The following is a 23,479-nucleotide window of genomic DNA, read 5'->3' on the forward strand; positions in this document are numbered from 1 at the left end:
ATCAAAACCGGGGTTACTTGCTGATGGCGACATCGGGTTTGCCGGCAACGAACCGCGTCAGACGTCGCCATAACCACTCCATTGGCCCCTGCCGAAAAACCCGCAGCCAGTAATGCGCGAACAGCAGGTTGACGATCCACATCGGCGGCACCAACGCCAACAACGCCAGACGATCCAGCTTCATAAACCAACCCAGATGGTAGAACAGCGTGGTGCACATCAGCGTTTGCAGCAGATAGCTGCTTAACGCCATCCGGCCGATATCGCTAATCCATTTCGTCAGGTGCCAGCGCCGCAGCATCGGCCAGTAGCCATAGCACAGGCCCAGGTAGCCGATCGCCTGCAGCGGCGCACTCAACTCGCCAGGGATCTGCAGCAGCAGGCCGCACCAGCGATACTCCCAGTTCAGATGCCACTGCGCCACGACGCCCGCGCCGTTGATGATCCATGCGGGGATCAGCAGCACCCATGCAATTCGGCGATAGTGGCTCAGGCTGAATTCGCCTTTAAGCCACCCGCTGCGCATCAGCGCGCCGCCGAGCAACATCGCCCCGCAGAGCAGCCAACCGTACTGTACGCCCATTGATAGCAGACTTTGACTTAGCATCGACAGCCGATGGCTCCAGGCTGCCGGTCCGCCGGTCACCAGCCAGTGCGCCTCATAAGCGAGATCGGCCGGGCCGGGCTGCCAGAAGCGCCCGCCGGTTTGGCTTAGCAGTTGGCTAAGAACCACCAGTATGGCGATACCCGCCAGATACATGATTGTCCCCGCTCTGAACAACAGTCTGGGGCTGTCAGCCATTCGCAGCATGCCACAGCACACCAGACCAATCAGCCCGTAATCCAGCAGAATATCGCCATCCCAAAAGAAAAGGCTGTGAATCAGGCCGAAGATCATCAGCCAGAACAGGCGGGCGTGGATCCAACTCCGCCCTCTTGGCTGCAACAGCTGCAAGCTCGCGCCAAACAGCAAGGCGAACATGGTCAGAAATTTCCCCTGCACCAGAATATCCATCACCGCCCAGGTCCAGGCATCACGAAGTGACGGCAAACCGTTATAGGCAGGATTAAGGTAGGCGGCCTCGGGCAAACCAAAGGCGGAAACGTTCATCAGCAGGATGCCAAGCAACGCCACGCCACGGACAAAATCCAACGTGGCGATGCGGGGTTGTTCTCGGGGTGGAGTGACCATAGGCGTAAGGGTAGCTCGCAGTCTAAGTAAATTCGGGTGTGGTTAGGTCCGTAAATTGTAATGACTGACAGCGCAAAAACCTACGGTTTTACCTCACCGGGCAAGGAGATAGCGCAACCGAAAGGAGAAAACGGGCGTGGCGGGCATAAAAAAGGCGTCATTGGTGAAACTGACGCCGATGAGTTTTATCGTGCGAACCCTCAGTTATGGTGGCGCACCGCGCGCAGGAACTCTTGGCGCGTATTCTGGCTGGACTTGAACAGACCGCCCAGCGACGTGGTAGTGGTGGCGCTTGTGGCATCGCGAATGCCACGCGCTTTCACGCAGTAGTGCACCGCATCAATGGAGACGGCGACGTTGTTGGTGCCCAGCAGCGTCTGCAACGCGACGAGAATCTGCTGGGTCAGACGCTCCTGCACCTGCGGACGCTGAGAGAAAAATTGCACGATGCGGTTGATCTTGGACAGGCCGATGACGCCATCCTTGGGGATATAGGCGACGGTGGCCTTACCGTCGATGGTGACGAAGTGATGCTCGCAGGTGCTGGTCAGATTGATGTCGCGCACCGTCACCATTTCATCCACCTTCATCTTGTTTTGAATGATGGTGATTTTGGGGAAGTTGGTGTAGTCCAGACCGGAGAAAATCTCATCAACATACATTTTAGCGATGCGGTGCGGCGTTTCCATCAGGCTATCGTCCGTAAGATCCAGACTTAGTAGATTCATGATTTCCGTCATGTGCTCCGCAATGCGGGTTTTACGGGTCTCCCGATCGAGCATTTCCCCGCACAACGGCGTTTCCAAACCTCGCGCCAGCAGCGCCTCATGGACCAGGGCGGCTTCTTGGGTCAAAGGTGATGACATTATCGTTCTCCAGCAGGTGTACTTAATGCGGCGCCATACCGTCTTCAGGCGTTGTCCGCAATAGGCCATGGAATTGATGACTGCAAACCGGGCATCAACACAGCGCCACTGACGGATGCACCAGGCGCGAATCAGCGCCTTTTAATGAGGGACACAGCCTAATGGAGAGTTCGGCGATTATCCAGTGATTGTATGTCATGATTGATGAAATCGCTGCAAGTTATGAATGATGGCAGCTGCCATCATGGGGGATGGCGGTGACCCGGCGCGGCGCAAATATCCGGATAACCGGGGGCGAGACGTTTAAAATTTCTCCCAGCCGTCATTGTTGTCCGCACGCGCGGCGGGCAGAAGTTTCACAGCGGTTATCGGTTTCACCGCGGGGATGCTCATTGCCGAAATGGGGCCATTGTCGTCCTCTAACTGGAAGAGATCCACCACCTTGGACAAATCATGCGACTGCCGATCCAACTGCGCGACCGCAGCCGACGACTCCTGCACCAGCGCGGCATTTTGCTGGGTTACGCCGTCCAACTCGTGTACAGCCGGCCCGACCTGCGTGATGCCCTGCGTCTGCTCGTCGGTGGCGGCGTTGATTTCACCGATCAAGTCGCTGACGTGCGCAATGGCGGTGATGATGGTTTCCATCGCTTCGGAAGACTGCTGAACCTGCTTGTCGCCGACTTGCACATTGACCTCCGATTCCGCAATCAGTTCAGCGATCTCCTTCGCCGCCTGGGCACTGCGCTGCGCAAGGCTACGAACCTCACTCGCCACCACGGCGAATCCCCGTCCTTGCTCACCGCCGCGCACGGCTTCTACCTCTGCATTTAATGCCAGAATATTGGTCTGGAACGCAATGCCGTTAATCACATGGGTGATATCCAAAATCTTGCCGGAGCTGTCGGTAATTTTTGCCCTCGTTTTGGCCACGTTGCTGCCGATTTCTCCCCCCCTTCTTAGCTACGCCTGCGGCATCCTGCGCCAGCAGTAGCGAGATCGTTACGCTGAAGCGCGGCATTCATGGAGTCTACCGCATCACTAATCACCGCTTCCCGGATGGTATACACACCGTTCGCCGTGGCCGGCTCAATCCCGATATGTTCGGAATTTTTGAAGTTTTCCTGCGCCGTTTTCGTATTCTGAATGGCATCCCTGCGCCATATTCATCGTTTTCCTGGCATTAACCTGATCGTTCTCCTGCATATAATCCATCGCACGTCCCAAACGGATCACGGCGCGGAAATACTGGTCATTGCCGTAAATCAAGAAAGAGTCTTTTTTTCTGCACTTCATCCTGCGTCAGTAAATTTGTCGCCTGATTCAGAGAATAAATACTGTACTCCGACGCGATACCCCATATCACGATCGGTGTACCCACAACGGCTAATATCATCACATGTATGCTGATGTTTTAAAAAATACATATCCCACCCCATAAGAATATTTAATAGGTCCGCGCCCTGACGCGAACAATATTCTTTCTTTTCGATGAATGAATGTGCAGCGATGATTAACCATGTTCAGATGCGTTAAGTCCTGCCCTGCGTCGCTTCCTAACTATCTGATTTAAATCCCTGCAATAAATTGCAGCCAAGTTTAAACGGCGATAAGACCGCCGTGAAAAATACCTACCGGGTTTTAATGTCCCAAATATAGGCATGGGTATAAAAGGGGTATTCAGAGCCACGCTTTTATCTAAAGGGAAATGAGACCTGCATCGACGCCAGCGAAAAACAACTATTATTGGCCCTGCGGGTCTTGGCAATCTTGATTATATGGCGAGAGTTAAAAGAGAAAGAGGAATAAAAAACGCACCGGCGAAACCGGCGCGCTTAGTGATCCTGATTAACGATAAAAATTAAAACTGTTCCCAGTTGTCATTGCTGTTTGGCGTTTTGCTGGCGACAGGCGCAACAGCCAATGCCGGTTTTTGGCTCAGCGCTGGGCGTTTCAGTTCCAGTCCGTTTTGGCTGCGGCCCACCGCCGGATGCTCTTCGTTATCCAGTTTGAAGACCGTCACGGCATCGGTCAGATGACGCGCCTGCTCTTCCAGAGAAGCCGCGGCGGCGGAGGCTTCCTGCACCAACGCGGCGTTCTGCTGGGTCACGCCGTCCATTTGCGTCACCGCACTGCCGACCTGTTCAATGCCGCGGCTCTGCTCATCGGAGGCCGAGGCGATTTCCCCGATCAGGTCGTTGACATGGGTAATAGAGGTAATGATGGTGCCCATGGCTTCACCCGCTTTTTTCACCTGGGTGGATCCCATATCGACGCGCGATACGGATTCTGCGATCAGACCTTCGATCTCTTTGGCCGCCTGAGCGCTGCGCTGCGCCAGATTACGGACTTCACCTGCCACCACGGCGAAACCACGCCCCTGCTCACCGGCTCTGGCCGCTTCAACCGCCGCATTCAACGCCAGAATATTGGTCTGGAACGCAATGCCGTTAATGACGCTGGTGATGTCCGCGATTTTGCGGGAACTGGTCGCAATATCGTTCATCGTACCCACGACTTCATCCGTAATCTCGCCGCCTTTACGCGCGACGATAGACGCTTCGTGCGCCAGTTTGCTGGCCTGATGAACATTTTCAGCATTCATTTTCACGGTCGAGCTCAACTCCTCCATACTGGCGGCCGTTTCCTGCAACGCGGCGGCCTGCTGTTCGGTACGGGCGGACAGGTCGTTGTTGCCCAGGCGAATCTCGCTGGAACCCTGGTGGATGGATAATGCGCTAGCGCGGATGGTGCCCACCGTCGAACGCAGGCTGTTTTGCAAAAAGGTGACGTGCGGGAACAGCTGACCGGCGCAGTTGCGGCCAAACTCTTTCAAATCGTAGCTCAGTTGTCCTTCGCTCAGACGTTCAAGGTGCGACTTCAGCTGATTAATCGGCTTCACCAGATAGTTAACCAAATAACGGTCGCTGATGATCAAAATGATCAGGCCCAGCACCATCGTGGCAATCAGTATGCGCTTGTTCATTGAGGTCATCGCATGGACATCGTCAATGGCCTGGTTGGTTCGCAGCGCCTCGGCAAATTGGTCCGAATTGGCAGCGAAGCTGACGCTGAGGGCAGGATAAGTCACGCGGTAAATCTGGCGAAATTCGTCTATGCGACCCGCCTGTAACGCGGCGAACATGGGGTCGATACCCGACTCAATCAGCGCAGACCAGGTCGACGCCGTATGGGTGATCAACGTTGAGTCAATTTCCAGCGGATCGTTTTGGCGGAACTGTTCCAGCGCATCTTTAGTGTTTTGGATGGCGACGCTGGCTGAATCCAGCATGGTTTTAGCGGTTGCCGCATCACCGAGCTGGACATAGTCTGCGCTTCTCAGCATACGCGTCACCGCGCGAAAATAGTGATCGCCCCCTTTCACCAGCACCAGATAGCTTTTTTTCTGCGACTGGTTAACGTCAAGCAGCGCCTCCATTTTATTGAATTCGGAAACGGTAAATAATGATACGCCGACCCAAAGGAGGAGGAATATGCCAAGTGTAATTAACATCATAGCCCTGATGGTGACATTCTTCAGAAAAATCATAAATAAACTCCATTTGTTTTACTAACGATTTCATGCCCGTGCTGATAAGCAAAACAGGCTTTTGAATCAGTAAAATCGTTCTTTTATTAAAGGGAATAACCGTTGCTGTATTCGGCCACTCGCCGGCGGGTTTGCCCAAGGCGTTCCATTTTTCAATAAATGGAACACGCAAATAACAAGTGGCGCGGCTTAGTATATATCGGAGAGGAGACCAGGCTAGTTATCATTTTTGATAATATTGTGAAAAGACTCAAAACTAATGGCTGCGCATCGCAATGGTTGAAGGCCCGGTGATTAATCGTCGTATTTGATACTTTTTATTTATGCGTAAGAAAATTAAATATTCTTACCTGTTAAATCAAAAGGATTATTTTTATTCATTTTTTATTGAATTTATATTTTGTGCATTACTGTCATTACGCATGCGATGAATCTACCCGATGGACAGGCCCTGAAATGGGTAAAGATAATCACTCCCGTTACTGATATTCGAACCATTCCCAGATTAACTTTCTACGCTTAACCACCCCAACGTGATTATTTTTTCTCGCCCTATTAATTATAATCACCAGGAGGTCAATCTCAGCGCATGGACTTAATCATTAATCCACGGCCATTAAAATAATGACCTCTTACTACAACGGCGAGAATAAAGCGAGGCACGTTTGAAGCAATGCGGTTAACAAGTCGGTCCGTCGTGCGGGACGCCCACGCCCAGCTCGTCGGTCAACGCGGTCATGATGGCGGAAATACGGCTTTCGTTACGTTTATAGTAGGTCCAAATGCCGACTTTGGTCGCTTCGATCACGCCCAGCGCCTGCAGACTTTTAAGGCATAACGAGGTGGCCGGCTGCGATAAGCCCGCTTTTTTCTGAATCAGGCTGGCGCACACGCCATACTGCTGATAGTCGTAGAGCTGCGTATCATCAGCGAAAGCGGTGTCAGGATCCTTCAGCCAGACCAGAATGGCTCTGCGCGTAGGATGGGAAAAAGCTTTGAGCGCCTCGTTTAAGCCCATAATCATTCACCTTGTTGTCATGGTCAGGCGGCATCTCTTCGGATGCCGCCCGCTTAATTACTCTTCGCTCGACGGATAGTCAATATAACCTTTATCCGTCCCACCAAATAGCGAGCCGGCGTCAACGGTGTTTAACGGCAGACCATGCCGGATACGGTGCGGTAAATCCGGATTGGCGATGAAGGTACGGCCGAACCCAAACAGGTCGCCATATCCCTGCGCCAACCGGTGTTCCGCTTTCTGCTGGGTATATTTCCCGGCATACATGATCACGCCCGAGAAGGTCTCCCGCAGCGCCTGACGAAACGTTTCCGGCAGTTCGGGATTGTTCTCCCAGTCGGCTTCGGCAATCGATAGGTAGGCGATCCCCATCGACTGCAACATCGCTGCCGCCGACACGTAGGTGTGATGCGGATCGTTTTCAACCAGCCCCAGATAAACGCGCTCTTCGTCGGTGGTTTCAAACAGCGGCGCGAAACGGACGCCGACACGCGATGCCCCGAAAACGTCGATGACGGCTTCGGTCACTTCTTTCAGGAACCGCAGACGGTTCGTCAGCGAACCGCCGTATTCGTCGGTACGCAGGTTGGTATGGTGAGAAATGAACTGGTTAATCAGGTAACCGTTGGCGGCATGCAGTTCGACGCCGTCAAAACCCGCGTCGCGCGCATTTTCCGCCGCCTTGCGATACTGCCGCACCAGCGCCTTCACTTCAGCCGTCGACAGCGCGCGCGGCAAGCTGGGATCCGCCAGCGTACCGGTACCCGGCCCGGTTTCAATAAAGACTTTGACGCTTTCAGCACGCAGCGCAGACGGTGCGACCGGTGCCGCGCCGTCCGGCTGCAGCGACGTATGAGACACTCGCCCCACGTGCCACAGCTGGCAGAAAATCACGCCGCCCTCTTCGTGCACCGCGTCCGTCACCTTACGCCAGCCCGCCACCTGTTCCGCGTTATAAATACCGGGCGTCCAGGCGTAGCCCTACCCTGAGGCTCAATCTGGGTGCCTTCCGTCACCATAAAACCGGCGGTGGCGCGTTGACGATAGTACGTCGCCATCAGATCGTTGGGGATGTCGCCGGGCTGGGAGCTACGAGAGCGGGTCAACGGCGGCAAGGCAATACGGTTGCGCAGTGTGAAATCACCCAGAGTCAGGGGGGTAAACAGTACGTGTTCAGACATCAATTTTTCCAATATCAGCGAAATAAGCTCGCCACCCTAACACATTTATAAATTTAAATATAATAATGTGATATTTGCCTCGTTGCTGGTTGCACCCACATCGGGTTTGAGCACTGCCTCCCCGATAGTTAAGAAATATTGCAACCAACTAAATCAACCTATAATATTCACTTTACAACAACTATAACAACAAACTTATTCACGAATAGAGAATATGGATCTCACCCAACTCCGCATGTTTTGTCTGGTTGCCGATAGCGGCTCCATGGCTCGCGCCGCCGAACTGCTACAACGTGTTCCTTCCAATCTAACGACGCGATTGCGTCAGTTGGAGTCAGAACTTGGCACGGATCTGTTCATACGCGAAAAGCAGCGTCTGCGACTATCGCCAGCCGGACACAATTTTCTGGGATATGCCCGCAAAATCCTCGCGTTGAGTGATGAAGCGTTGATGATAAGCCATGGCGTCACGCCAGGCGGGCAATTTTTACTAGGAACGGAAGAACACGCCGCCCTGCTGTTGCTGCCCGAACTCCTGGCGCAATTTCATCACCGCTTTCCGCAGGTTGTGACCACGCTGACATGCGCCGCCGGGACGCAGTTACTGGACGAGGTCAATCACGGCGCGCTGGCCGCCGCGCTGGTCAGTTGTCCCATTGATAACGATGCGCTGCACCACTGTCGGATCGTCAGCGATCGCCTGGTACTCATCACCTCGCGCCAGCATCCAAAGGTGAAGCAAGCAAAAGAATTAGCAGGCACAGTGATACTGCAAGCCGCTGACGCCGGCGATTATCGGCCTCTGCTCACCGACTGGAGCCGCGGGCAGAGCGCGTTGTCGGGGCCGTGGATTGCGGTGAACTCACTCACCGCGCTGCTGGCCAGCGTCGCCGGCGGGTCGGGCGCGGCATTTCTGCCTCAGTCCATACTGACCGCGCTACCCGGCGGCAGCCAGGTTCAGACCCATCCGCTGCCTGAGACGGTCGACGATATCGCCGTCGAACTGGTATGGCGTCGGGATGCTTTTGGTCCCAACGTTGAAGCCTTAAAAAAGCTGATGATTGAACGATTTTCATAATAAGCCGTTTCGCGAGGTCGCAGAACGATCTCATCGTGACCCATAACGAACCCGCAACATAATCGCGAGTCATTGATACAGGAATTCACCATGCAAACCATCAAAACCCGTGCCGCCATCGCCTGGGGCCCCAACCAGCCTTTGTCCATCGAAGAAGTCGATTTGATGCCGCCGCAAAAGGGGGAAGTGCTGGTGCGCATCATCGCCAGCGGCGTTTGCCACACCGACGCCTATACCCTGTCCGGTAAAGATCCGGAAGGCGTGTTCCCCGCGATCCTCGGACATGAGGGCGCAGGTATCGTCGAAGCCATCGGCGAAGGTGTGACCAGCGTCGCCGTCGGCGATCACGTCATTCCGCTCTACACGCCGGAATGCGGCGAGTGTAAGTTCTGTCGCTCGGGTAAGACCAACCTGTGCCAGGCCATCCGTACTACGCAGGGTAAGGGCCTGATGCCGGACGGCACCACACGATTCTCTAAAGACGGCCAGCCGATTTTCCACTATATGGGAACGTCCACGTTCGCCGAGCACACCGTGGTTCCCGAAATTTCACTGGCGAAAATCAGCCCTGAAGCCCCACTGGAAGAAGTCTGCCTATTGGGTTGCGGCGTGACGACCGGCATGGGTGCCGTCACTAACACGGCGAAAGTGCAGCCGGGCGACACGGTGGCGGTATTCGGTCTGGGTGGCATCGGCCTCTCTGCCGTTATCGGGGCAAAAATGGCCGGTGCAGGACGTATCATCGGCATCGACATCAACACCAGCAAGTTTGAACTGGCGCGTAAACTGGGCGCGACGGATCTGGTGAACCCCAAAGAGTACGACAAACCGATTCAGGACGTGATCGTCGAGATGACCGACGGCGGCGTCGATTTCTCTTTCGAATGTATTGGCAACGTGAACGTCATGCGTTCGGCGCTGGAGTGCTGCCATAAAGGCTGGGGCGAGTCCGTGATCATCGGCGTCGCCGGCGCGGGCGAAGAGATTTCCACCCGTCCGTTCCAGCTTGTGACCGGTCGCGTATGGCGTGGCTCCGCCTTTGGCGGCGTGAAAGGCCGCAGCCAGCTGCCGGAGATCGTTCAGCGCTATCTGGATGGCGAATTTCCGCTGACCGACTTCATTACGCATACGATGAAGCTGGAAGACATCAACGACGCTTTCGACCTGATGCATGAAGGTAAATCGATCCGTACCGTGATTCACTTTAACTAAGCTGAGGTCGCCCCGTCATGACTGCGCCATTGGAACTTCTTGAGCAACACCGCCTCTTCGGCGGTTGGCAACAGCGTTATCGTCACACCTCAGCCGTGCTGCAGTGCGACATGACGTTTAGCCTTTATCTGCCGCCGACGGCGGAGAAAACGCCGCCGCCAGTGCTGTACTGGCTGTCCGGGCTAACCTGCACTGATGAAAACTTCGCGGTGAAATCCGGGGCGCAGCGCATCGCGGCCGAGCTGGGATTGGCGCTGGTGATCCCGGACACCAGCCCGCGCGGCGAGGCGGTCGCCGACGACAGCGGGTACGATTTGGGCCAGGGCGCGGGCTTTTACGTTAACGCGACCGAAGCGCCGTGGCAGTCGCACTACCGGATGTTCGACTATATCAGCGATGAACTGCCGCAGCTGATTCGGCAGCATGTCGACGTCAGCGACCGTCAGTCCATCAGCGGTCATTCAATGGGCGGCCACGGCGCGCTGATGCTCGCACTGCGTCATCCGGGACGGTATCGGTCGGTGTCGGCTTTCGCGCCTATCGTCAACCCCAGCGCGGTGCCCTGGGGGCGCAAAGCGTTCAGCGCCTATCTTGGCGAGGACGAACAGCGGTGGCGTGACTACGACAGCTGCCATCTGCTGGCCGCTGGCGATCCTCCGCTGCCGATACTGATCGATCAGGGCGAGGACGATCCGTTCCTGCCGGAGCAGCTACAGCCGCAAGCGCTGGACGCCATCGCCCGCCAGCGGCAGTGGCCGCTGACGCTGCGCATACAGCCTGGCTACGATCACAGCTATTTCTTCATTGCCAGCTTTATCGAGGATCATCTGCGTTTCCACGGGAAATTCTTGCAGCCATAAGGTGAGAGGGGTTTAATACCTGCACGGACACAGGCAAGGCTTGGCTTTTTGAGGTCCGGCGGCATCAGGCCGATTTTCCGGATTTCAGCGCTCTGTCTTGCATGCCCGTCCCGTAGAGACAATAAGACACACAGTCACAGCATTGCAGAACGCCCGCAGTTTCGGGCGATAATGCTGCACAGCCAACAGGGAGTGACCAATTTGCAACGTAAGCGTCTTTCATCCGCCGATCTGTTTGCCGTCGGCTACGATGCTGAAACCAGCATTCTTGAAATCGAATTCCTTAATGGAAGCCTTTACCAGTATCAAGGCGTAGCGCGCATGATTTACGAAGAACTGCTCGCTTCGAGTTCGAAAGGCAGCTATTACTCTCGCTACATCAAAAATTCATTTCCCTACCAAAAATTGCAGTAATCATTCAGGGCGGAAAATCGCCCTGCCTTCATTATCTCAATCTCACTCGCTCACGGACTCCACCCGCCTGAACGCCGTCATCAGACGCGCTTCATCCAGCGCCACCGGTACAAAGTGGATGGATTCGCCCGGTTGTAGGGTACGATCGATAATCGCATTCATCGCCGCCGAGTCGTTGATGTCTATCGCCAGATCGGCCAGCGTGGTGGGCAGCCCCATCAGACGAAATGCCGCGCTGAGTTCAAGCAATGCCTCGGAATCGTCCAGCAGCGCGCACTGCACCAGGATGCCGTAAGCCACCTTGGTGCCGTGAAGAAAACGCTCCAAGTGCGGCAACACCGTCAGCCCGTTATGCACCGCATGCGCCGCTGCCACGCGGGTGTAACGCTCGCCCAGACCGCCGACCATGCCGCCGCCGGCGATAATCGCTTCGACCACGTCCAGAAAGTCCTGATTAATCGTTCCCGACTCAACCGCTTTCAGCGCGGCTTCGCTTTGTCGCAGCAGCACGTTGCGAATGTCCAATGCCGTCTGCAACCCCAGCCGAACGGTCAGCGGCAGCGTCTCCGGGCGGGGACTCAGCACCACGGCTTCGTACCACTTGGCAAGCGTATCGCCGATACCGGCCAGCAGATAGTCCACCGGGGCAGACAGGATAATGCGCGGTTCCACCAACACTATATGGTTCGCGTCTTCGAAAATTTCGAACCGTAACGCCTGTCCCTCGTCGTTATACCAGACGGACAGCGGCGTCCACGCCGCGCAGGTCGCCGCAATCGTCGGGATCGCCACGAGCGGAACGCCCAGACGACGCGCCACCACTTTGGCGGTATCCAGTACCGCCCCGCCCCCGACGCCGATGACCACGGAACGATCGTCGCCCGCCAAAGTGACCCATCTTTCGACTTCGCTTTCGCTGCAGTGCGCGGCGAAGCATCCCCGCTTTGCGCCTTCCGCCGAAAACTCGGCGGGCAGATAAGGTTTCGCGGCGTTCAGCGCGCGTTCGCCGTGGATCCATAGCGCCCGTTTAAGCATCGGCGCAGGATAGAAATCGGCCAGTTTGTCGATAGCCCCTGGAAAGGAAAAGTAATTCGCCGGCCCAACCTGGACACGGATAGGTGTTGTGCTCATTATCGGTTATTCCTTGCGTTACAGCGTGTTGGCCTTTTATTGCGGTGGGGCGGTCACCCCGATTGCGGTTTTTGTCATCAGACCGTCAACGCATCTTAAAATCATCGGGTCCTATTCTTAATCACTTTTTTGCTTAAGTTATGCTTTTTCATTTTCAAACGCGGCGCGGATCCCCGCTATTCAGCATTCTTTATCTCACAAAAGTGTGTTAATTTTCAGCCGGCTAACGCCACTATCCCTTATCGCCAAGACGAGTCGCCGTAGTTATGTCCATTGCCCACCGTTCACGTTTGGAAATGCGCGACATTTCCATCTCCTTCGCCGGTTTCCCGGCGTTAAAACAGGTGCAGTTCGCCCTGGAGGGCGGTTCTATTCACGCTCTGACGGGCGCTAACGGCGCCGGAAAATCCACCCTGATGGCGATTCTGTCGGGGTCGCATGACCGCTATACCGGTGATATCTTGCTGGACGGCGAAGCCGTTTCCATCCACTCCCCGCGTGATGCCAAGCGATACGGCATTCATCTGGTTCAGCAGGAAGTCGACGCGGCGCTGGTGCCGACGCTCTCGGTCGCGGAAAACATCATGCTGGATACGCTGGCGCAAAACGGCCACGGCCTGAACTGGCCGTATCTCCGCCGTCAAGCTGCTGCGCTGCTGGCGCAACTGGGTATAACCCTCAACGTGCGGCGCCGCATGGAACACTGCACGCTGGCGGAAAAACAGCAGGTGCTGCTGGCGCGTGCACTGTCGCATGACTGCCGTTTTCTGATCCTCGACGAGCCCACGGCGCCGCTGGATCAGGAAGAGAGCGAACGGCTCTTTGCCGTCGTGCGCCGCCTGCAGGAGGAGGGCATCGGTATCGTGTTTATTTCTCACCGCATTCACGAGTTGAAAGCGATTTGCGACACGCTGACCGTGCTTCGCGACGGCGAATTCGTCAGCCGCACGTCGATGCAGGGGCTGAGCAGCGAACAGATCGTCGAAAATATGCTCGGTCATCAGCTAACCGACATCTTCCCTCCCCGCACGCCGGTATCGCATGACGAGACGCTGTTGCGCATTGAAGGCCTGCATGACGACACGTTGCTGCGGGATATCACTCTGACGCTGCGCAAAGGCGAAATTCTGGGCATCGCCGGTCTGGCGGGCGCCGGAAAGACCGAGCTGTGCAAGGCGCTGTTTGGCGCAAGCCGTAGTCGCATTCGCGCGGGAACATATCGTGGACAGCCCTGGAAACCACGCACCCCTGCCGATTCTGTCGCCGCGGGGATCGCGCTGGTGCCGGAAGAGCGTCGCAAGGAGGGGATTTTCATTGATGAAACCGTGTCAATGAACCTGAGCATCGCCGCCAGCGACAGCTTTTCCCGCTGGGGCGTGTTCAGCAGAGGCCAGGCCGTCACCTGGGCAAAACAATTGATCCGGCAGCTCGACATTCGCACCCGTGGCCCTCAGCAGACCATTCGCCGTTTGTCCGGCGGCAACCAGCAAAAGGTCGCCATCGGCAAATGGATGCGCAGCGATATGCAGGTGCTGATTTTTGACGAACCGACCAAAGGCGTGGACATCAAAGCCAAGCAGGATTTGTTTGGATTGATGGGGGCGCTGTCGCAACAGGGGAAAGGGATTATTTACGCCTCGGGTGAATTCTCCGAACTGGTGGGATTGTGCGATCGCATCTGCGTGCTGTGGGATGGCCGTGTCGTGGCGGAGCTGGACGCCGCGGCGACGGACGAAGAAACCCTTTTATTGTATTCAACCGGAGGAACTCCTGCGTGAGTCAGCAACATTCATCTAACGGGGCTCTCCCTGTCATCCATCGTCTGTTCGATTTCCTGTACAAATGGGGCATGCTGCTGACCGTCGTCGCGCTGGTGGTGCTGTTTGGACTGGCGTCAGATAACTTTCTCGACCCGTACAACATCATCAACATCCTGAGATCCATCGCCATTGTGACGGTGATCGCCATCGGCGTGTCCTTGTCGCTGTCCGTCGGCGGCTTCGACCTGTCTGTGGGTTCGACGGCATCGCTGGCCAACGCGCTGGTGGTTTCGCTGTTCGTCTGGTACGGCTTCGGCACGACGGGCGCGATTTTACTGACGCTGGCGCTGTGCATGCTGGTGGGATTATTCAACGCCTTCCTGATCGTCATTCTGCGCATTCCGGACATGCTGGCGACGCTGGCGAGTCTGTTTGTGATTCAGGGCGTCGCGATGACCTACAGTTACGGCGGCTCAATCACCCAAAACATGGTCTTACCCAGCGGGGAAATGGCGGAAGGTCTGATCCCGGAATTTTTCTCCACTCTCGGGCAGGTGCCGACCATCGTCGTGATCATGCTGGCGGTTACCGTCATCGTACAACTGTACCTCTCACTGACCAAACACGGACGCCGGATGTACGCCATCGGCGGTAATCCCGAAGCCGCTCGTCTCGCCGGTATTCGCTCCGCGCGCTACCGGGTCATGGCCTACGTATTTTCCTCGCTGCTGGCCGCGCTGGGCGGTATCTTGCTGGCGTCGCGCATCGGTTCCTCTCAGGTCAACGCCGGTGGCGGCTATTTGATGGATGCCGTAGCCGCCGCCTATATCGGATTTTCGCTAGCGGGTTCCGGCAAACCGAACGCACTGGGCACGCTGGTCGGCGCCGTGCTGCTGGGTGTATTGCAAAATGGTCTGGTCATGCTGTCCGTGCCCTATTACGCCATGGACATCATTAAAGGGCTGGTGCTCGCCGCCGCGCTGGCGATGACCTACTTCCAAAAACGCTAAGCACGCTCACCGGCGTATCTAAGGCATTGCCCGATAGATACACCGGTGACGAAACCGGTTATTGCACAAACCGGTTAACTTCTCGTTATAAAGCGCACATTTCACTTAAAAAAATTCATACAAAATTGTGATCTACATCGTATTTCTTTACCTCTTTGTCTAAAATAAGCGCGTTCTTCCTTATTCATTTCGAGAAATATTTATGGAATCCGCCGCACCATCACGCTCCACAGCCTGGATGCGTGTCATTACGCTGTCTGTTGCCGCGTTTATTTTTAACACCACCGAATTCATTCCCGTCGGACTTCTCAGCGGCATTGCGCAGAGTTTTGCCATGAAGACAGAAGAAGTCGGACTGATGATTACTATTTACGCCTGGATTGTGACCCTGGCGTCCTTGATCTGCGTGCTGCTGACCAGCGGCATCGAGCGGCGCAAGCTGCTGATCGGGATCTTTTGCCTGTTTATCGCCAGCCATGTGCTGTCGGCGGTGGCCTGGAACTTCACGGTGCTGGTGATCTCCCGCGCCGGGGTGGCGCTGGCCCACTCTGTGTTCTGGTCCATCACCGCCTCGCTGGCTATCCGCATGGCGCCGCCGGGAAAACGTGCGGCGGCGCTGAGTATGCTCGCTACGGGTACGGCGCTGGCGATGGTGCTGGGTCTGCCGATGGGCCGCGTAGTCGGTCAGTTGCTGGGCTGGCGCGTGACCTTTATGGTGATTGCAGTCGGCGCCACGGTTTCACTGATTCTGCTGGCGCGCCTGTTGCCGCGTCTGCCGAGCGAACACTCCGGCTCGCTGGCCAGCGTTCCCATGCTGTTCAAGCGCCCGGAACTGGTGACGGTGTATGTGCTGATCGTCATTCTGGTCACCGCGCACTTCACGGCTTACAGCTATATCGAGCCGTTTATCCAGAATGTGGCCGGCCAGTCCGAAAACTTCACGACGCTGATCCTGTTGCTGTTCGGGGCTGCGGGTATTCTCGGCAGCGTGCTATATAGCCGTTACAGCGACAAACACCCGACCGGCTTTTTGCTTAGCGCGATCGGATTGCTGGTGCTTTCGTTGGGGTTGTTGCTGCCTGCCGCGGGCTACGAATCCAGCATGATCGTCCTGTGCATGGTGTGGGGCATGGCGATCATGGGCATTGGTCTGGCGATGCAGACCAACGTTTTGAGCCTGGCCCCGGATGCTAGCGATATTGCAATGTCCATCTTCTCGGGCCTTTATAACCTGGGTATCGGCGCAGGCGCCCTGCTAGGCAGTAAAGTCAGCCTGTATGTGGGCATGAGCACGATTGGGTATGTGGCTGCGCCGCTGGCGCTGCTGCCATTGGCATGGATTCTGTATACCTCCTACCGCCGCGCCCGTCCTGAAAGTCATCCTTCCGCCTGACGGCTTGCGCACTTTCCCTCTCCGGCTCCCTCGCGGGCCGGAGTTTCCCACTTCCCGCTTCTTCTACTCTGCCCGTTACTGCTTTCCTCCATCGTCCGTGGACCACGCATCGAACGATCCCTTTTTATCTCCGCCTTGAGCCATCATGACGCGCCCCATAAAAAAGCCGGTCAGCACAAAGCGTGCGACCGGCCTTTTCAGTGGCTTACCCTGGCGGGATTATTCGTAGCGCGGAAACACCATATCGGCATATTTCACAAAGCGGGTACGTTTCACCCGCTTGTACGTAAACCAGATAGTCAGGAACAGCGGAATGCCGATATAAGTGGCCGCTACGCCGTACCAGTCAATCTGGTCCGCCAGAAACGCCTCATAGTTCTGACCCAATGTAATAATCAGGCACAGCACAAAGGCAAAGATTGGCCCCAGCGGGAAGAAGCTGGACAGGTACGGTAATGCCGTCAAATCGCCGCCCTGCTTAATGAAACCACGACGGAACCGATAGTGGCTGATGGCAATGCCGAGCCACGCAATAAAGCCCGTCATCCCCGAGGTGTTCAGCAACCACAGATAGACCGTCTGATTACCGAACATGGAGGTCAGGAAGCACAGTGCGGCCACGACGGTCGTCGCATACAGCGCGTTGCGCGGCACGCCGCCCCGAGACAGTCGGCCGAACATCGCCGGCGCTTTACCTTCCCGCGCCAGCGTGAACAGCATACGGGTAGAGGCATACATGCCGGAGTTCCCCGCCGACAGCACGGCCGTCAATATCACCGCGTTCATCACTGCCGCGGCGGACAGCAGGCCAGCGTTCTGGAACACCAGCGTAAACGGACTGACGCTAATGTCTTTGACGTCGGTGCGCAGCAGGTTCGGGTCGGTGTAAGGAATAATCAGGCTGATGATCAGGATGGCGAACACATAGAACAGCAGGATACGCCAGAATACCTGCCGGATGGCGCGAGGAATGTTCTTCTGCGGATCTTTGGATTCGCCGGCGGCAATCCCAATCAGCTCCGTCCCTTGGAAGGAGAAGCCCACGATCATCGCAACGCCGATCATCGCCGAGAAGCCGCCAGCGAATGGCGCATCGCCGATTTGCCAGTTGTGCAGACCCGCGTGCTCTCCCCCTCTCAGGATACCGACAATCATCAGCACGCCCACCCCGATAAATATCAGCACGGTGATGACTTTGATGAGGGAGAACCAATATTCCGCTTCGCCAAAACCTTTTACGGAGATGTAGTTCAGCAAGAAGATCACGGTCAGGAAGAGTGCGCTCCAAATCCAGCCCGGCACATCCGGATACCAGTAGCCCATCACCAGCTGCGCTGCGACCAAGTCGACGGCGATAGTCACCGCCCAGTTGTACCAGTAGTTCCAGCCCAGCGCGAAGCCGAATCCCTCGCCCACATAGCGTGCGCCATAGGTTGAGAAAGAGCCGGATACCGGCATGAAGGCCGCCAGTTCACCGAGGCTGGTCATCAGGAAGTAAACCATCAAGCCAATCAGCACATAAGAAAGCAGCGCGCCGCCCGGTCCGGCCTGCGCCACGGTGGCCCCGGAGGCCACAAAGAGTCCTGTCCCGATCGAACCGCCGATGGCGATCATCGTAAGATGCCGCGCTTTGAGTTCACGGCGTAGCGTTCCGCCCCCTTGCGATGGGGTCTGAGTATCGTGTTGAGCCATCTTGATTCCGCTTGGCCGATAAAATTGAGGGCCGGATTGTAACAAATACCCCCCGGCTGGGTAGCGGGAATCGCTAATCATAAGAGAGGTTAATAACCCGCTCCTGATTATAAGGAACAGCTATTTATACCGCGTGGAGATAATCATTATCCATCCACTCATCCAGAAGCGGGTAACGGCGATTTACGCTTCGCAGACCGGCTGGCGACAATACTCCAGAAAACGGCACAACACGTTGGACAGATGCTTTTGCCGGTGGTGAACCAGATAGAGCGTGCGATTAAGGTTGTGCAGCGGCACCCGGAGTTCCAACAGCGCGCCCGACGCCAACTGATCGGCAATCACATGACGGGACAGGCAGCTGATCCCCATGCCGTAACGCACCGCATGTTTGATCGCCTCTGAATTGCCCAGCTCCATCATCAGTTGGAAATGCGGCAGCCGGTCCAGCAGCAGATGGTCCAGCACTTCACGCGTGCCCGAGCCCTGCTCGCGCAGAATCCACGGCGCGTTTGCGAGCGCCTCTAACGTCACCGGCCCCTGCCCGGCCAACGGGCTATCTGCGGAACAGAATACGACCAGTTCGTCCTCTACCCAGGCCTGCGTAATCAGGTCCGGATGATGGCATGGCCCTTCGATCAATCCGAGGTCGACGCTGAACTGCGACACCGCGTTGACAACGTCCTGCGTGTTGCCGACCTGCAACTCCAGCGGTGTATCCGGGGAGTTGCGGCGGTAGCGGGCGATGATCGCGGGCATCAGATAATTACCGATGGTGCTGCTGGCGTAGATGCGCAAGGCGCCGACGTCGCGACGAAACAGCTGTTCGATCTCCGAAGACTGTTCCAGCAGCGCCAATGCCTTGGGAAACAGTAAACGTCCGTGCTCATTGACCACCAGCCGTTTGCCGACGCGGTCGAAAAGCTGCACGCCCAGATGGCCTTCCAAATCGGACAACGCCGCGCTGACTGCTGATTGCGAGAGCGCCAGCGCGACGGAAGCCTGCGTCGTCGACCCTGTTTTCAAAACTTCGGTAAAGACTTCCAACTGACGTAGGGTGATGTGCATAGCAGGCTCTTATCGTAAATACTCATAGGTTATAAATATATAATCAATTTCTATTTTAAGCACGCGGCGCATAGCCTGTGACCCTAAGAGATCCCGTCACAAGGTGTATGCCATGCCGCTATTCTTATCCCGTCTTCGGGCCGTTCCCTTCATATTCACCGTCCGACCACTGCTGCCCGGCATTCTCGCGATCGGTCTGATCATGCTGGCCGTGATGTGGCTGACGAATTTCCCCGTGGTTATCCGCTGGGGGCTCGGCTCCCTGACGCTGGCGATCCTGCTAGGCATGGTGCTGGGCAATACGCTCTATCCGTGGGTGCAGAGGTCATGCGACGCGGGCGTGCAGTGGACGAAGCATTATCTGTTACGCCTTGGGATCGTGCTTTATGGATTTAAACTCAGCTTCGTACAGATTACCGCCATCGGCCCTCGCGGGCTGATCATCGACGTCCTCACGCTGACCTCCACGCTGCTCTTAGCCTGCTGGATGGGCCGCCGCTGGTTTAAACTGGATGAACAAACGGTACTGCTCGTCGGCGCGGGTAGCAGCATCTGCGGCGCGGCTGCGGTGTTGGCGACCGCGCCCGTGCTAAAAGCCACCGCGGATAAAGTCGCCGTCGCCGTATCCACCGTGGTGATATTCGGCACGACCGCCATGTTTCTTTACCCCTGGATCTACGCGCATCTCCAGTCCGGCCATGCTGGCCTGTTTACCGCGCAGACATTTGGCGTCTATCTCGGCTCGACGCTGCATGAGGTGGCGCAGGTAGTCGCGGCGGGTCATGCGATTAATAACGATGCGGAAAACATGGCGGTCATCGCCAAAATGCTGCGCGTGATGATGCTGGCGCCCTTCCTGTTCCTGCTTGGCCTGTGGCTTAAACGGCAGCGTTCTGCCGCGATTTATGCGGAGGAAGCCGCGCCAATGATGTTTCCCTGGTTCGCCGTCGTGTTCATCCTGGTGGCGGGATTTAACTCGCTCTCTTTGCTGCCCGCCAACTGGGTCGACACGCTGGTCAAGCTCGACGGAGTGCTCCTGACGATGGCGATGGCCGCGCTGGGGATCGCCACCCGCGTCCAGATGCTCAGGCAGGCAGGCATCAAGCCGGTGCTGTTGGCGCTGCTGCTGTTTATCTGGCTGATTGTTGGCGGCGGCGCGATCAATCTGGGCGTCTTGCATCTGTTTTCCTGATTCGGACACGCCGGACTTGCCGCCCCCGGTAGCGATAATGTCATAATGCGCTCGCCAGGCGACGCTCTATGGTATCCATCCCGTTGGGACGTTCCGACATACAGGAGAAAAGAATGAAATATGTAGGTGCTCACGTCAGCGCCGCAGGCGGCGTTGATCAGGCCGTCATCCGCGCGCACGAGCTCGAAGCAACGGCGTTTGCGCTGTTTACCAAAAACCAGCGCCAGTGGCTCGCCGCGCCGTTAACCCCGGACGTGATCGACCGCTTCAAGTCCGCCTGTGAGCAATATCATTACACCCCGGCCCAGATCCTGCCCCACGACAGCTATCTGATTAACCTGGGTCACCCCGTTGAAGAGGCGCTGGAAAAGTCACGTGCCGCGTTCATCGACGAGCTGAGCCGCTGTCAGGAACTGGGGCTGACACTGCTGAACTTTCATCCCGGCAGCCATTTGCAGCAGATCGATGAAAGCCGCTGCCTTTCACGTATCGCCGAGTCCATCAACATCGCGCTGGATGCCACTGCAGGCGTCACTGCGGTGATTGAAAATACAGCGGGACAAGGCAGCAACCTCGGTTTCCGTTTCGAGCATTTGGCCGAAATCATCGACCAGGTCGAAGATAAAAGCCGGGTCGGATTTTGCATTGATACCTGCCACGCCTTTGCCGGCGGTTATGATCTACGCACGGAAGACGATTGCCGGCGCACTTTCGAAGAATTGGAAGAGATCGTCGGTTTCCGCTATCTGCGCGGCATGCATCTCAACGATGCGAAAAGCGAATTTAATAGTCGTGTCGACCGCCACCACAGCTTAGGTGAAGGCAACATCGGCAAAACGGTGTTCAGCTACATTATGCGCGATCCCCGCTTCGACGAGATTCCTCTGATCCTGGAAACGGTGAATCCCGATATCTGGCCGGACGAAATTGCGTGGCTGAAGTCGCAGCAGCGCATCGCAGGCTAAGAAAGCCCCCGCGCCGGTAAAAGAATCATAACCGCCGCCGCACCCTGACGATCCCCTTCCTGCGCATCAATCCGGCACGCCAACGGGGAATATTATCGACCGTCTCCCAATAAAAAAAGCCAGTCCGAAGACTGGCGTTCATCATCAACATCCCTGTTATCTCCTAGGGACCGTTCAAATGTATTAGCTCTGCGCCGTGACGGTCGCCGTCGGTTCCGGCCGTTTCAGCAGGGCGTACAGCACGCCGCTGACCACCGTACCGGCGATGATCGCAAGCAGGTAACCGATAACCGGCGTAATCGCCCCCGGAATCAACAGTACGAACAGGCCCCCGTGCGGCGCCATCAGTTTAGCGCCCACCGCCATGGACAGCGCGCCGGTCAATGCGCCGCCGACAATGCAGCACGGCAGTACGCGCATCGGATCACGTGCAGCATAAGGGATCGCGCCTTCGGAAATGAAGCACATACCCAGCACCAGCGCGGCCTTGCCGCCTTCGCGTTCCGGCGGCGTGAATTTCTTACCCGCCAGCAGCGTCGCCAGCCCCATCGCCAGCGGCGGCACCATCCCGCCGGCCATGACAGCCGCCATCGGTGCGTAAACCTGGCTACTGAGCAACGTGGTGCCGAAAACGTAGGCCACCTTGTTTACCGGTCCCCCCATATCCGTACACATCATGCCGCCCAACACTGCGCCGAGGATGACCGCGTTGGCCGTTCCCATTGACTGCAGCCAGGAGGTCAGCCCCGTCAGGATTTTGGCGACCGGCGTACCGACCACATAAATCATGATCAGGCCGGTAATCAGCGTCGCTATCAGCGGAATAATCAGTATGGGCTTCAGTGCGGTGAGACTTTGCGGCAGCTTGACGTGATTATTAATGGCGCGGGCCAGATACCCCGCCAGGAACCCGGCGATGATCCCGCCGATAAATCCCGCGCCGGTACTCACCGCCAACATCCCGCCGACCAGCCCCGGCGTCAGCCCCGGACGGTCCGCGATGGAAAAGGCGATATAACCGGCCAACACCGGCACCATCAGCGCGAAAGCGGAACCGCCCCCGATCTTCATCAGCGCCGCAGCCAACGTCCCTTCCTGCTTGAAGGCCTCGATGCCGAACACGAACGAAAGCGCGATACACAGGCCACCGGCCACCACCATCGGCAGCATGTAAGACACCCCAGTCAGCAGGTGGCTGTAAGGGCCTGTACCGCCTTTTTTACCGCCGGCAGCCGACGCGCTGGACTGCCCAGCCGGCTGGTAAACGGTCGCTTCCTCCAGCGCTTTATCCAGCTCCTGCGCGGTTTTTTTCAGCGCCAGACCGGTCGAGGTACGGTACATTTTCTTGCCCGCGAACTTACTGAGGTCGACTTCGATATCGGCGGCGACGATCACCACATCCGCCTGTTCAACCTCCTCCGGCGTGATAGGGTTGCCCGCGCCCACGGAGCCGCGGGTTTCCACTTTCACCCACCAGCCGCGCTTCTTCGCTTCCGTTTCGATGGCTTCCGCCGCCATAAAAGTGTGAGCGACGCCGGTCGGACACGCCGTAACGGCGACAATGCGGGTCACACCGCTCGACACCGCGGAGGATGACGCTTTCGTCGTTGCCGGTGCGCTCGCCTGATAAGGCACGGCTTCCGACTTGGCTTTTTCCAGCAACGCATCCGGCTGACTCAGCGCCTGCGCGACATCGGCGAAAAACGCGTTTTTCCCGTTTAGCGCGCTGTCTGCCTGTTGATCGCCAAACACGATGACCAGATCAGCCTCGGCAGGCTGTTCCGTCAGCGTGAGTCCCGCTTTCGACGCTGCGACGCCAAGCTGGTTGTGCACTAATCTGCTTTTGACTCTTCCTAAAGACTTATCGAATATCAGCAGCGTTTTCATTGTGCTTCTC

19 protein-coding genes and 1 pseudogene are annotated in these 23,479 nt (G+C 56.7%); 9 read left to right on the top strand and 11 right to left on the bottom strand.

Annotation, left to right across the window (positions count from 1 at the left end):
• Positions 1–13: 13 nt before the first annotated feature.
• The 7 genes and pseudogenes from yeiB to I6N93_RS09430 form a co-directional block, all read right to left on the bottom strand.
• On the bottom strand, positions 14–1,192 hold the full coding sequence (gene yeiB, locus I6N93_RS09400) for a DUF418 domain-containing protein YeiB (RefSeq protein WP_085684617.1): 1,179 nt from the start codon (positions 1,190–1,192) through the stop codon (positions 14–16).
• Positions 1,193–1,392: 200 nt separating this feature from the next.
• Positions 1,393–2,058 carry a GTP cyclohydrolase I FolE gene (gene folE / locus I6N93_RS09405; RefSeq protein WP_085684619.1) on the bottom strand — a complete coding sequence of 222 codons (666 nt, stop codon included), beginning with the start codon at positions 2,056–2,058 and terminating at the stop codon, positions 1,393–1,395.
• Positions 2,059–2,361: 303 nt separating this feature from the next.
• Positions 2,362–2,991, bottom strand: a complete 630-nt coding sequence (locus I6N93_RS09410; protein ID WP_269152072.1) for a methyl-accepting chemotaxis protein — start codon at positions 2,989–2,991, stop codon at positions 2,362–2,364.
• A gap of 928 nt (positions 2,992–3,919) precedes the next feature.
• A complete protein-coding gene (locus I6N93_RS09415; protein ID WP_085684625.1) occupies positions 3,920–5,608 on the bottom strand; it encodes a methyl-accepting chemotaxis protein in 1,689 nt (562 codons plus the stop codon).
• Positions 5,499–5,747 (bottom strand): hypothetical protein, encoded by a 249-nt coding sequence (locus I6N93_RS09420; protein WP_167459576.1) that lies wholly within the window; start codon positions 5,745–5,747, stop codon positions 5,499–5,501. The genes I6N93_RS09415 and I6N93_RS09420 overlap by 110 nt, the downstream gene beginning before the upstream one ends.
• A 540-nt stretch (positions 5,748–6,287) precedes the next feature.
• Positions 6,288–6,626 (bottom strand): ArsR/SmtB family transcription factor, encoded by a 339-nt coding sequence (locus I6N93_RS09425; RefSeq protein WP_085684626.1) that lies wholly within the window; start codon positions 6,624–6,626, stop codon positions 6,288–6,290.
• Positions 6,627–6,683: 57 nt separating this feature from the next.
• Positions 6,684–7,807 (bottom strand): annotated as a pseudogene (locus tag I6N93_RS09430) (alkene reductase).
• Between the two features lie 214 nt (positions 7,808–8,021).
• On the opposite strand from I6N93_RS09430, the gene I6N93_RS09435 reads away from it, so the two are divergent.
• From I6N93_RS09435 to I6N93_RS09450, 4 genes are all read left to right on the top strand, one after another.
• Positions 8,022–8,885 carry a LysR family transcriptional regulator gene (locus I6N93_RS09435; protein ID WP_085684628.1) on the top strand — a complete coding sequence of 288 codons (864 nt, stop codon included), beginning with the start codon at positions 8,022–8,024 and terminating at the stop codon, positions 8,883–8,885.
• A gap of 90 nt (positions 8,886–8,975) precedes the next feature.
• On the top strand, positions 8,976–10,097 hold the full coding sequence (locus I6N93_RS09440; protein ID WP_085684630.1) for an S-(hydroxymethyl)glutathione dehydrogenase/class III alcohol dehydrogenase: 1,122 nt from the start codon (positions 8,976–8,978) through the stop codon (positions 10,095–10,097).
• Positions 10,098–10,114: 17 nt separating this feature from the next.
• Entirely contained in the window at positions 10,115–10,957 is an 843-nt protein-coding gene (fghA, locus tag I6N93_RS09445; protein ID WP_085684632.1) for an S-formylglutathione hydrolase, read from the top strand.
• Positions 10,958–11,158: 201 nt separating this feature from the next.
• Positions 11,159–11,371: a KTSC domain-containing protein gene (locus I6N93_RS09450; protein WP_085684969.1), complete on the top strand. Its 213-nt coding sequence runs from the start codon at positions 11,159–11,161 to the stop codon at positions 11,369–11,371.
• A gap of 42 nt (positions 11,372–11,413) precedes the next feature.
• On the opposite strand, the gene I6N93_RS09455 is transcribed toward I6N93_RS09450, so the two are convergent.
• Positions 11,414–12,502: an oxidoreductase gene (locus I6N93_RS09455; protein ID WP_085684634.1), complete on the bottom strand. Its 1,089-nt coding sequence runs from the start codon at positions 12,500–12,502 to the stop codon at positions 11,414–11,416.
• A 266-nt stretch (positions 12,503–12,768) separates the two neighbouring features.
• On the opposite strand from I6N93_RS09455, the gene I6N93_RS09460 reads away from it, so the two are divergent.
• The 3 genes from I6N93_RS09460 (at position 12,769) to I6N93_RS09470 (ending at position 16,665) form a co-directional block, all read left to right on the top strand.
• Complete coding sequence (locus I6N93_RS09460) at positions 12,769–14,280, top strand: sugar ABC transporter ATP-binding protein (RefSeq protein WP_085684636.1); 1,512 nt, start codon at positions 12,769–12,771, stop codon at positions 14,278–14,280.
• Positions 14,277–15,272 carry an ABC transporter permease gene (locus tag I6N93_RS09465; RefSeq protein WP_085684638.1) on the top strand — a complete coding sequence of 332 codons (996 nt, stop codon included), beginning with the start codon at positions 14,277–14,279 and terminating at the stop codon, positions 15,270–15,272. The genes I6N93_RS09460 and I6N93_RS09465 overlap by 4 nt, the downstream gene beginning before the upstream one ends.
• 202 nt (positions 15,273–15,474) lie before the next feature.
• The gene (locus I6N93_RS09470) at positions 15,475–16,665 is read left to right on the top strand and encodes a sugar transporter (RefSeq protein WP_085684640.1); all 1,191 of its coding nucleotides are present in this window, start codon (positions 15,475–15,477) and stop codon (positions 16,663–16,665) included.
• Positions 16,666–16,884: 219 nt separating this feature from the next.
• On the opposite strand, the gene I6N93_RS09475 is transcribed toward I6N93_RS09470, so the two are convergent.
• Positions 16,885–18,357 carry an amino acid permease gene (locus tag I6N93_RS09475; protein ID WP_085684642.1) on the bottom strand — a complete coding sequence of 491 codons (1,473 nt, stop codon included), beginning with the start codon at positions 18,355–18,357 and terminating at the stop codon, positions 16,885–16,887.
• A 183-nt stretch (positions 18,358–18,540) separates the two neighbouring features.
• On the bottom strand, positions 18,541–19,425 hold the full coding sequence (gene yieE / locus I6N93_RS09480) for a DNA-binding transcriptional regulator YeiE (protein WP_085684644.1): 885 nt from the start codon (positions 19,423–19,425) through the stop codon (positions 18,541–18,543).
• A gap of 112 nt (positions 19,426–19,537) precedes the next feature.
• On the opposite strand from yieE, the gene I6N93_RS09485 reads away from it, so the two are divergent.
• Together I6N93_RS09485 and nfo are read left to right on the top strand one after the other, a co-directional pair.
• Positions 19,538–20,617, top strand: a complete 1,080-nt coding sequence (locus I6N93_RS09485) for a YeiH family protein (RefSeq protein ID WP_085684646.1) — start codon at positions 19,538–19,540, stop codon at positions 20,615–20,617.
• A 113-nt stretch (positions 20,618–20,730) separates the two neighbouring features.
• Positions 20,731–21,582, top strand: coding sequence for a deoxyribonuclease IV (gene nfo / locus I6N93_RS09490; RefSeq protein WP_085684648.1), 852 nt, complete (start codon positions 20,731–20,733; stop codon positions 21,580–21,582).
• A 183-nt stretch (positions 21,583–21,765) separates the two neighbouring features.
• Here nfo and fruA read toward each other — a convergent pair whose 3' ends face one another.
• The gene (fruA, locus tag I6N93_RS09495; RefSeq protein WP_085684650.1) at positions 21,766–23,469 is read right to left on the bottom strand and encodes a PTS fructose transporter subunit IIBC; all 1,704 of its coding nucleotides are present in this window, start codon (positions 23,467–23,469) and stop codon (positions 21,766–21,768) included.
• Positions 23,470–23,479: the final 10 nt, after the last annotated feature.

The sequence above is a fragment of the Lonsdalea populi genome (assembly GCF_015999465.1).
Taxonomy (GTDB): Bacteria; Pseudomonadota; Gammaproteobacteria; order Enterobacterales; family Enterobacteriaceae; genus Lonsdalea; species Lonsdalea populi.

Excerpts from the sequence above, each read along its gene's own strand:
- yeiB (WP_085684617.1), bottom strand. The coding sequence starts at position 1,192 with ATGGTCACTCCACCCCGAGAACAACCCCGCATCGCCACGTTGGATTTT.
- I6N93_RS09440 (WP_085684630.1), top strand. The coding sequence starts at position 8,976 with ATGCAAACCATCAAAACCCGTGCCGCCATCGCCTGGGGCCCCAACCAG.
- fruA (WP_085684650.1), bottom strand. The coding sequence starts at position 23,469 with ATGAAAACGCTGCTGATATTCGATAAGTCTTTAGGAAGAGTCAAAAGC.
- I6N93_RS09425 (WP_085684626.1), bottom strand. The coding sequence starts at position 6,626 with ATGGGCTTAAACGAGGCGCTCAAAGCTTTTTCCCATCCTACGCGCAGA.
- I6N93_RS09415 (WP_085684625.1), bottom strand. The coding sequence starts at position 5,608 with ATGATTTTTCTGAAGAATGTCACCATCAGGGCTATGATGTTAATTACA.
- I6N93_RS09485 (WP_085684646.1), top strand. The coding sequence starts at position 19,538 with ATGCCGCTATTCTTATCCCGTCTTCGGGCCGTTCCCTTCATATTCACC.
- I6N93_RS09460 (WP_085684636.1), top strand. The coding sequence starts at position 12,769 with ATGTCCATTGCCCACCGTTCACGTTTGGAAATGCGCGACATTTCCATC.
- I6N93_RS09455 (WP_085684634.1), bottom strand. The coding sequence starts at position 12,502 with ATGAGCACAACACCTATCCGTGTCCAGGTTGGGCCGGCGAATTACTTT.
- I6N93_RS09435 (WP_085684628.1), top strand. The coding sequence starts at position 8,022 with ATGGATCTCACCCAACTCCGCATGTTTTGTCTGGTTGCCGATAGCGGC.
- nfo (WP_085684648.1), top strand. The coding sequence starts at position 20,731 with ATGAAATATGTAGGTGCTCACGTCAGCGCCGCAGGCGGCGTTGATCAG.
- fghA (WP_085684632.1), top strand. The coding sequence starts at position 10,115 with ATGACTGCGCCATTGGAACTTCTTGAGCAACACCGCCTCTTCGGCGGT.
- yieE (WP_085684644.1), bottom strand. The coding sequence starts at position 19,425 with ATGCACATCACCCTACGTCAGTTGGAAGTCTTTACCGAAGTTTTGAAA.
- I6N93_RS09475 (WP_085684642.1), bottom strand. The coding sequence starts at position 18,357 with ATGGCTCAACACGATACTCAGACCCCATCGCAAGGGGGCGGAACGCTA.
- I6N93_RS09470 (WP_085684640.1), top strand. The coding sequence starts at position 15,475 with ATGGAATCCGCCGCACCATCACGCTCCACAGCCTGGATGCGTGTCATT.
- folE (WP_085684619.1), bottom strand. The coding sequence starts at position 2,058 with ATGTCATCACCTTTGACCCAAGAAGCCGCCCTGGTCCATGAGGCGCTG.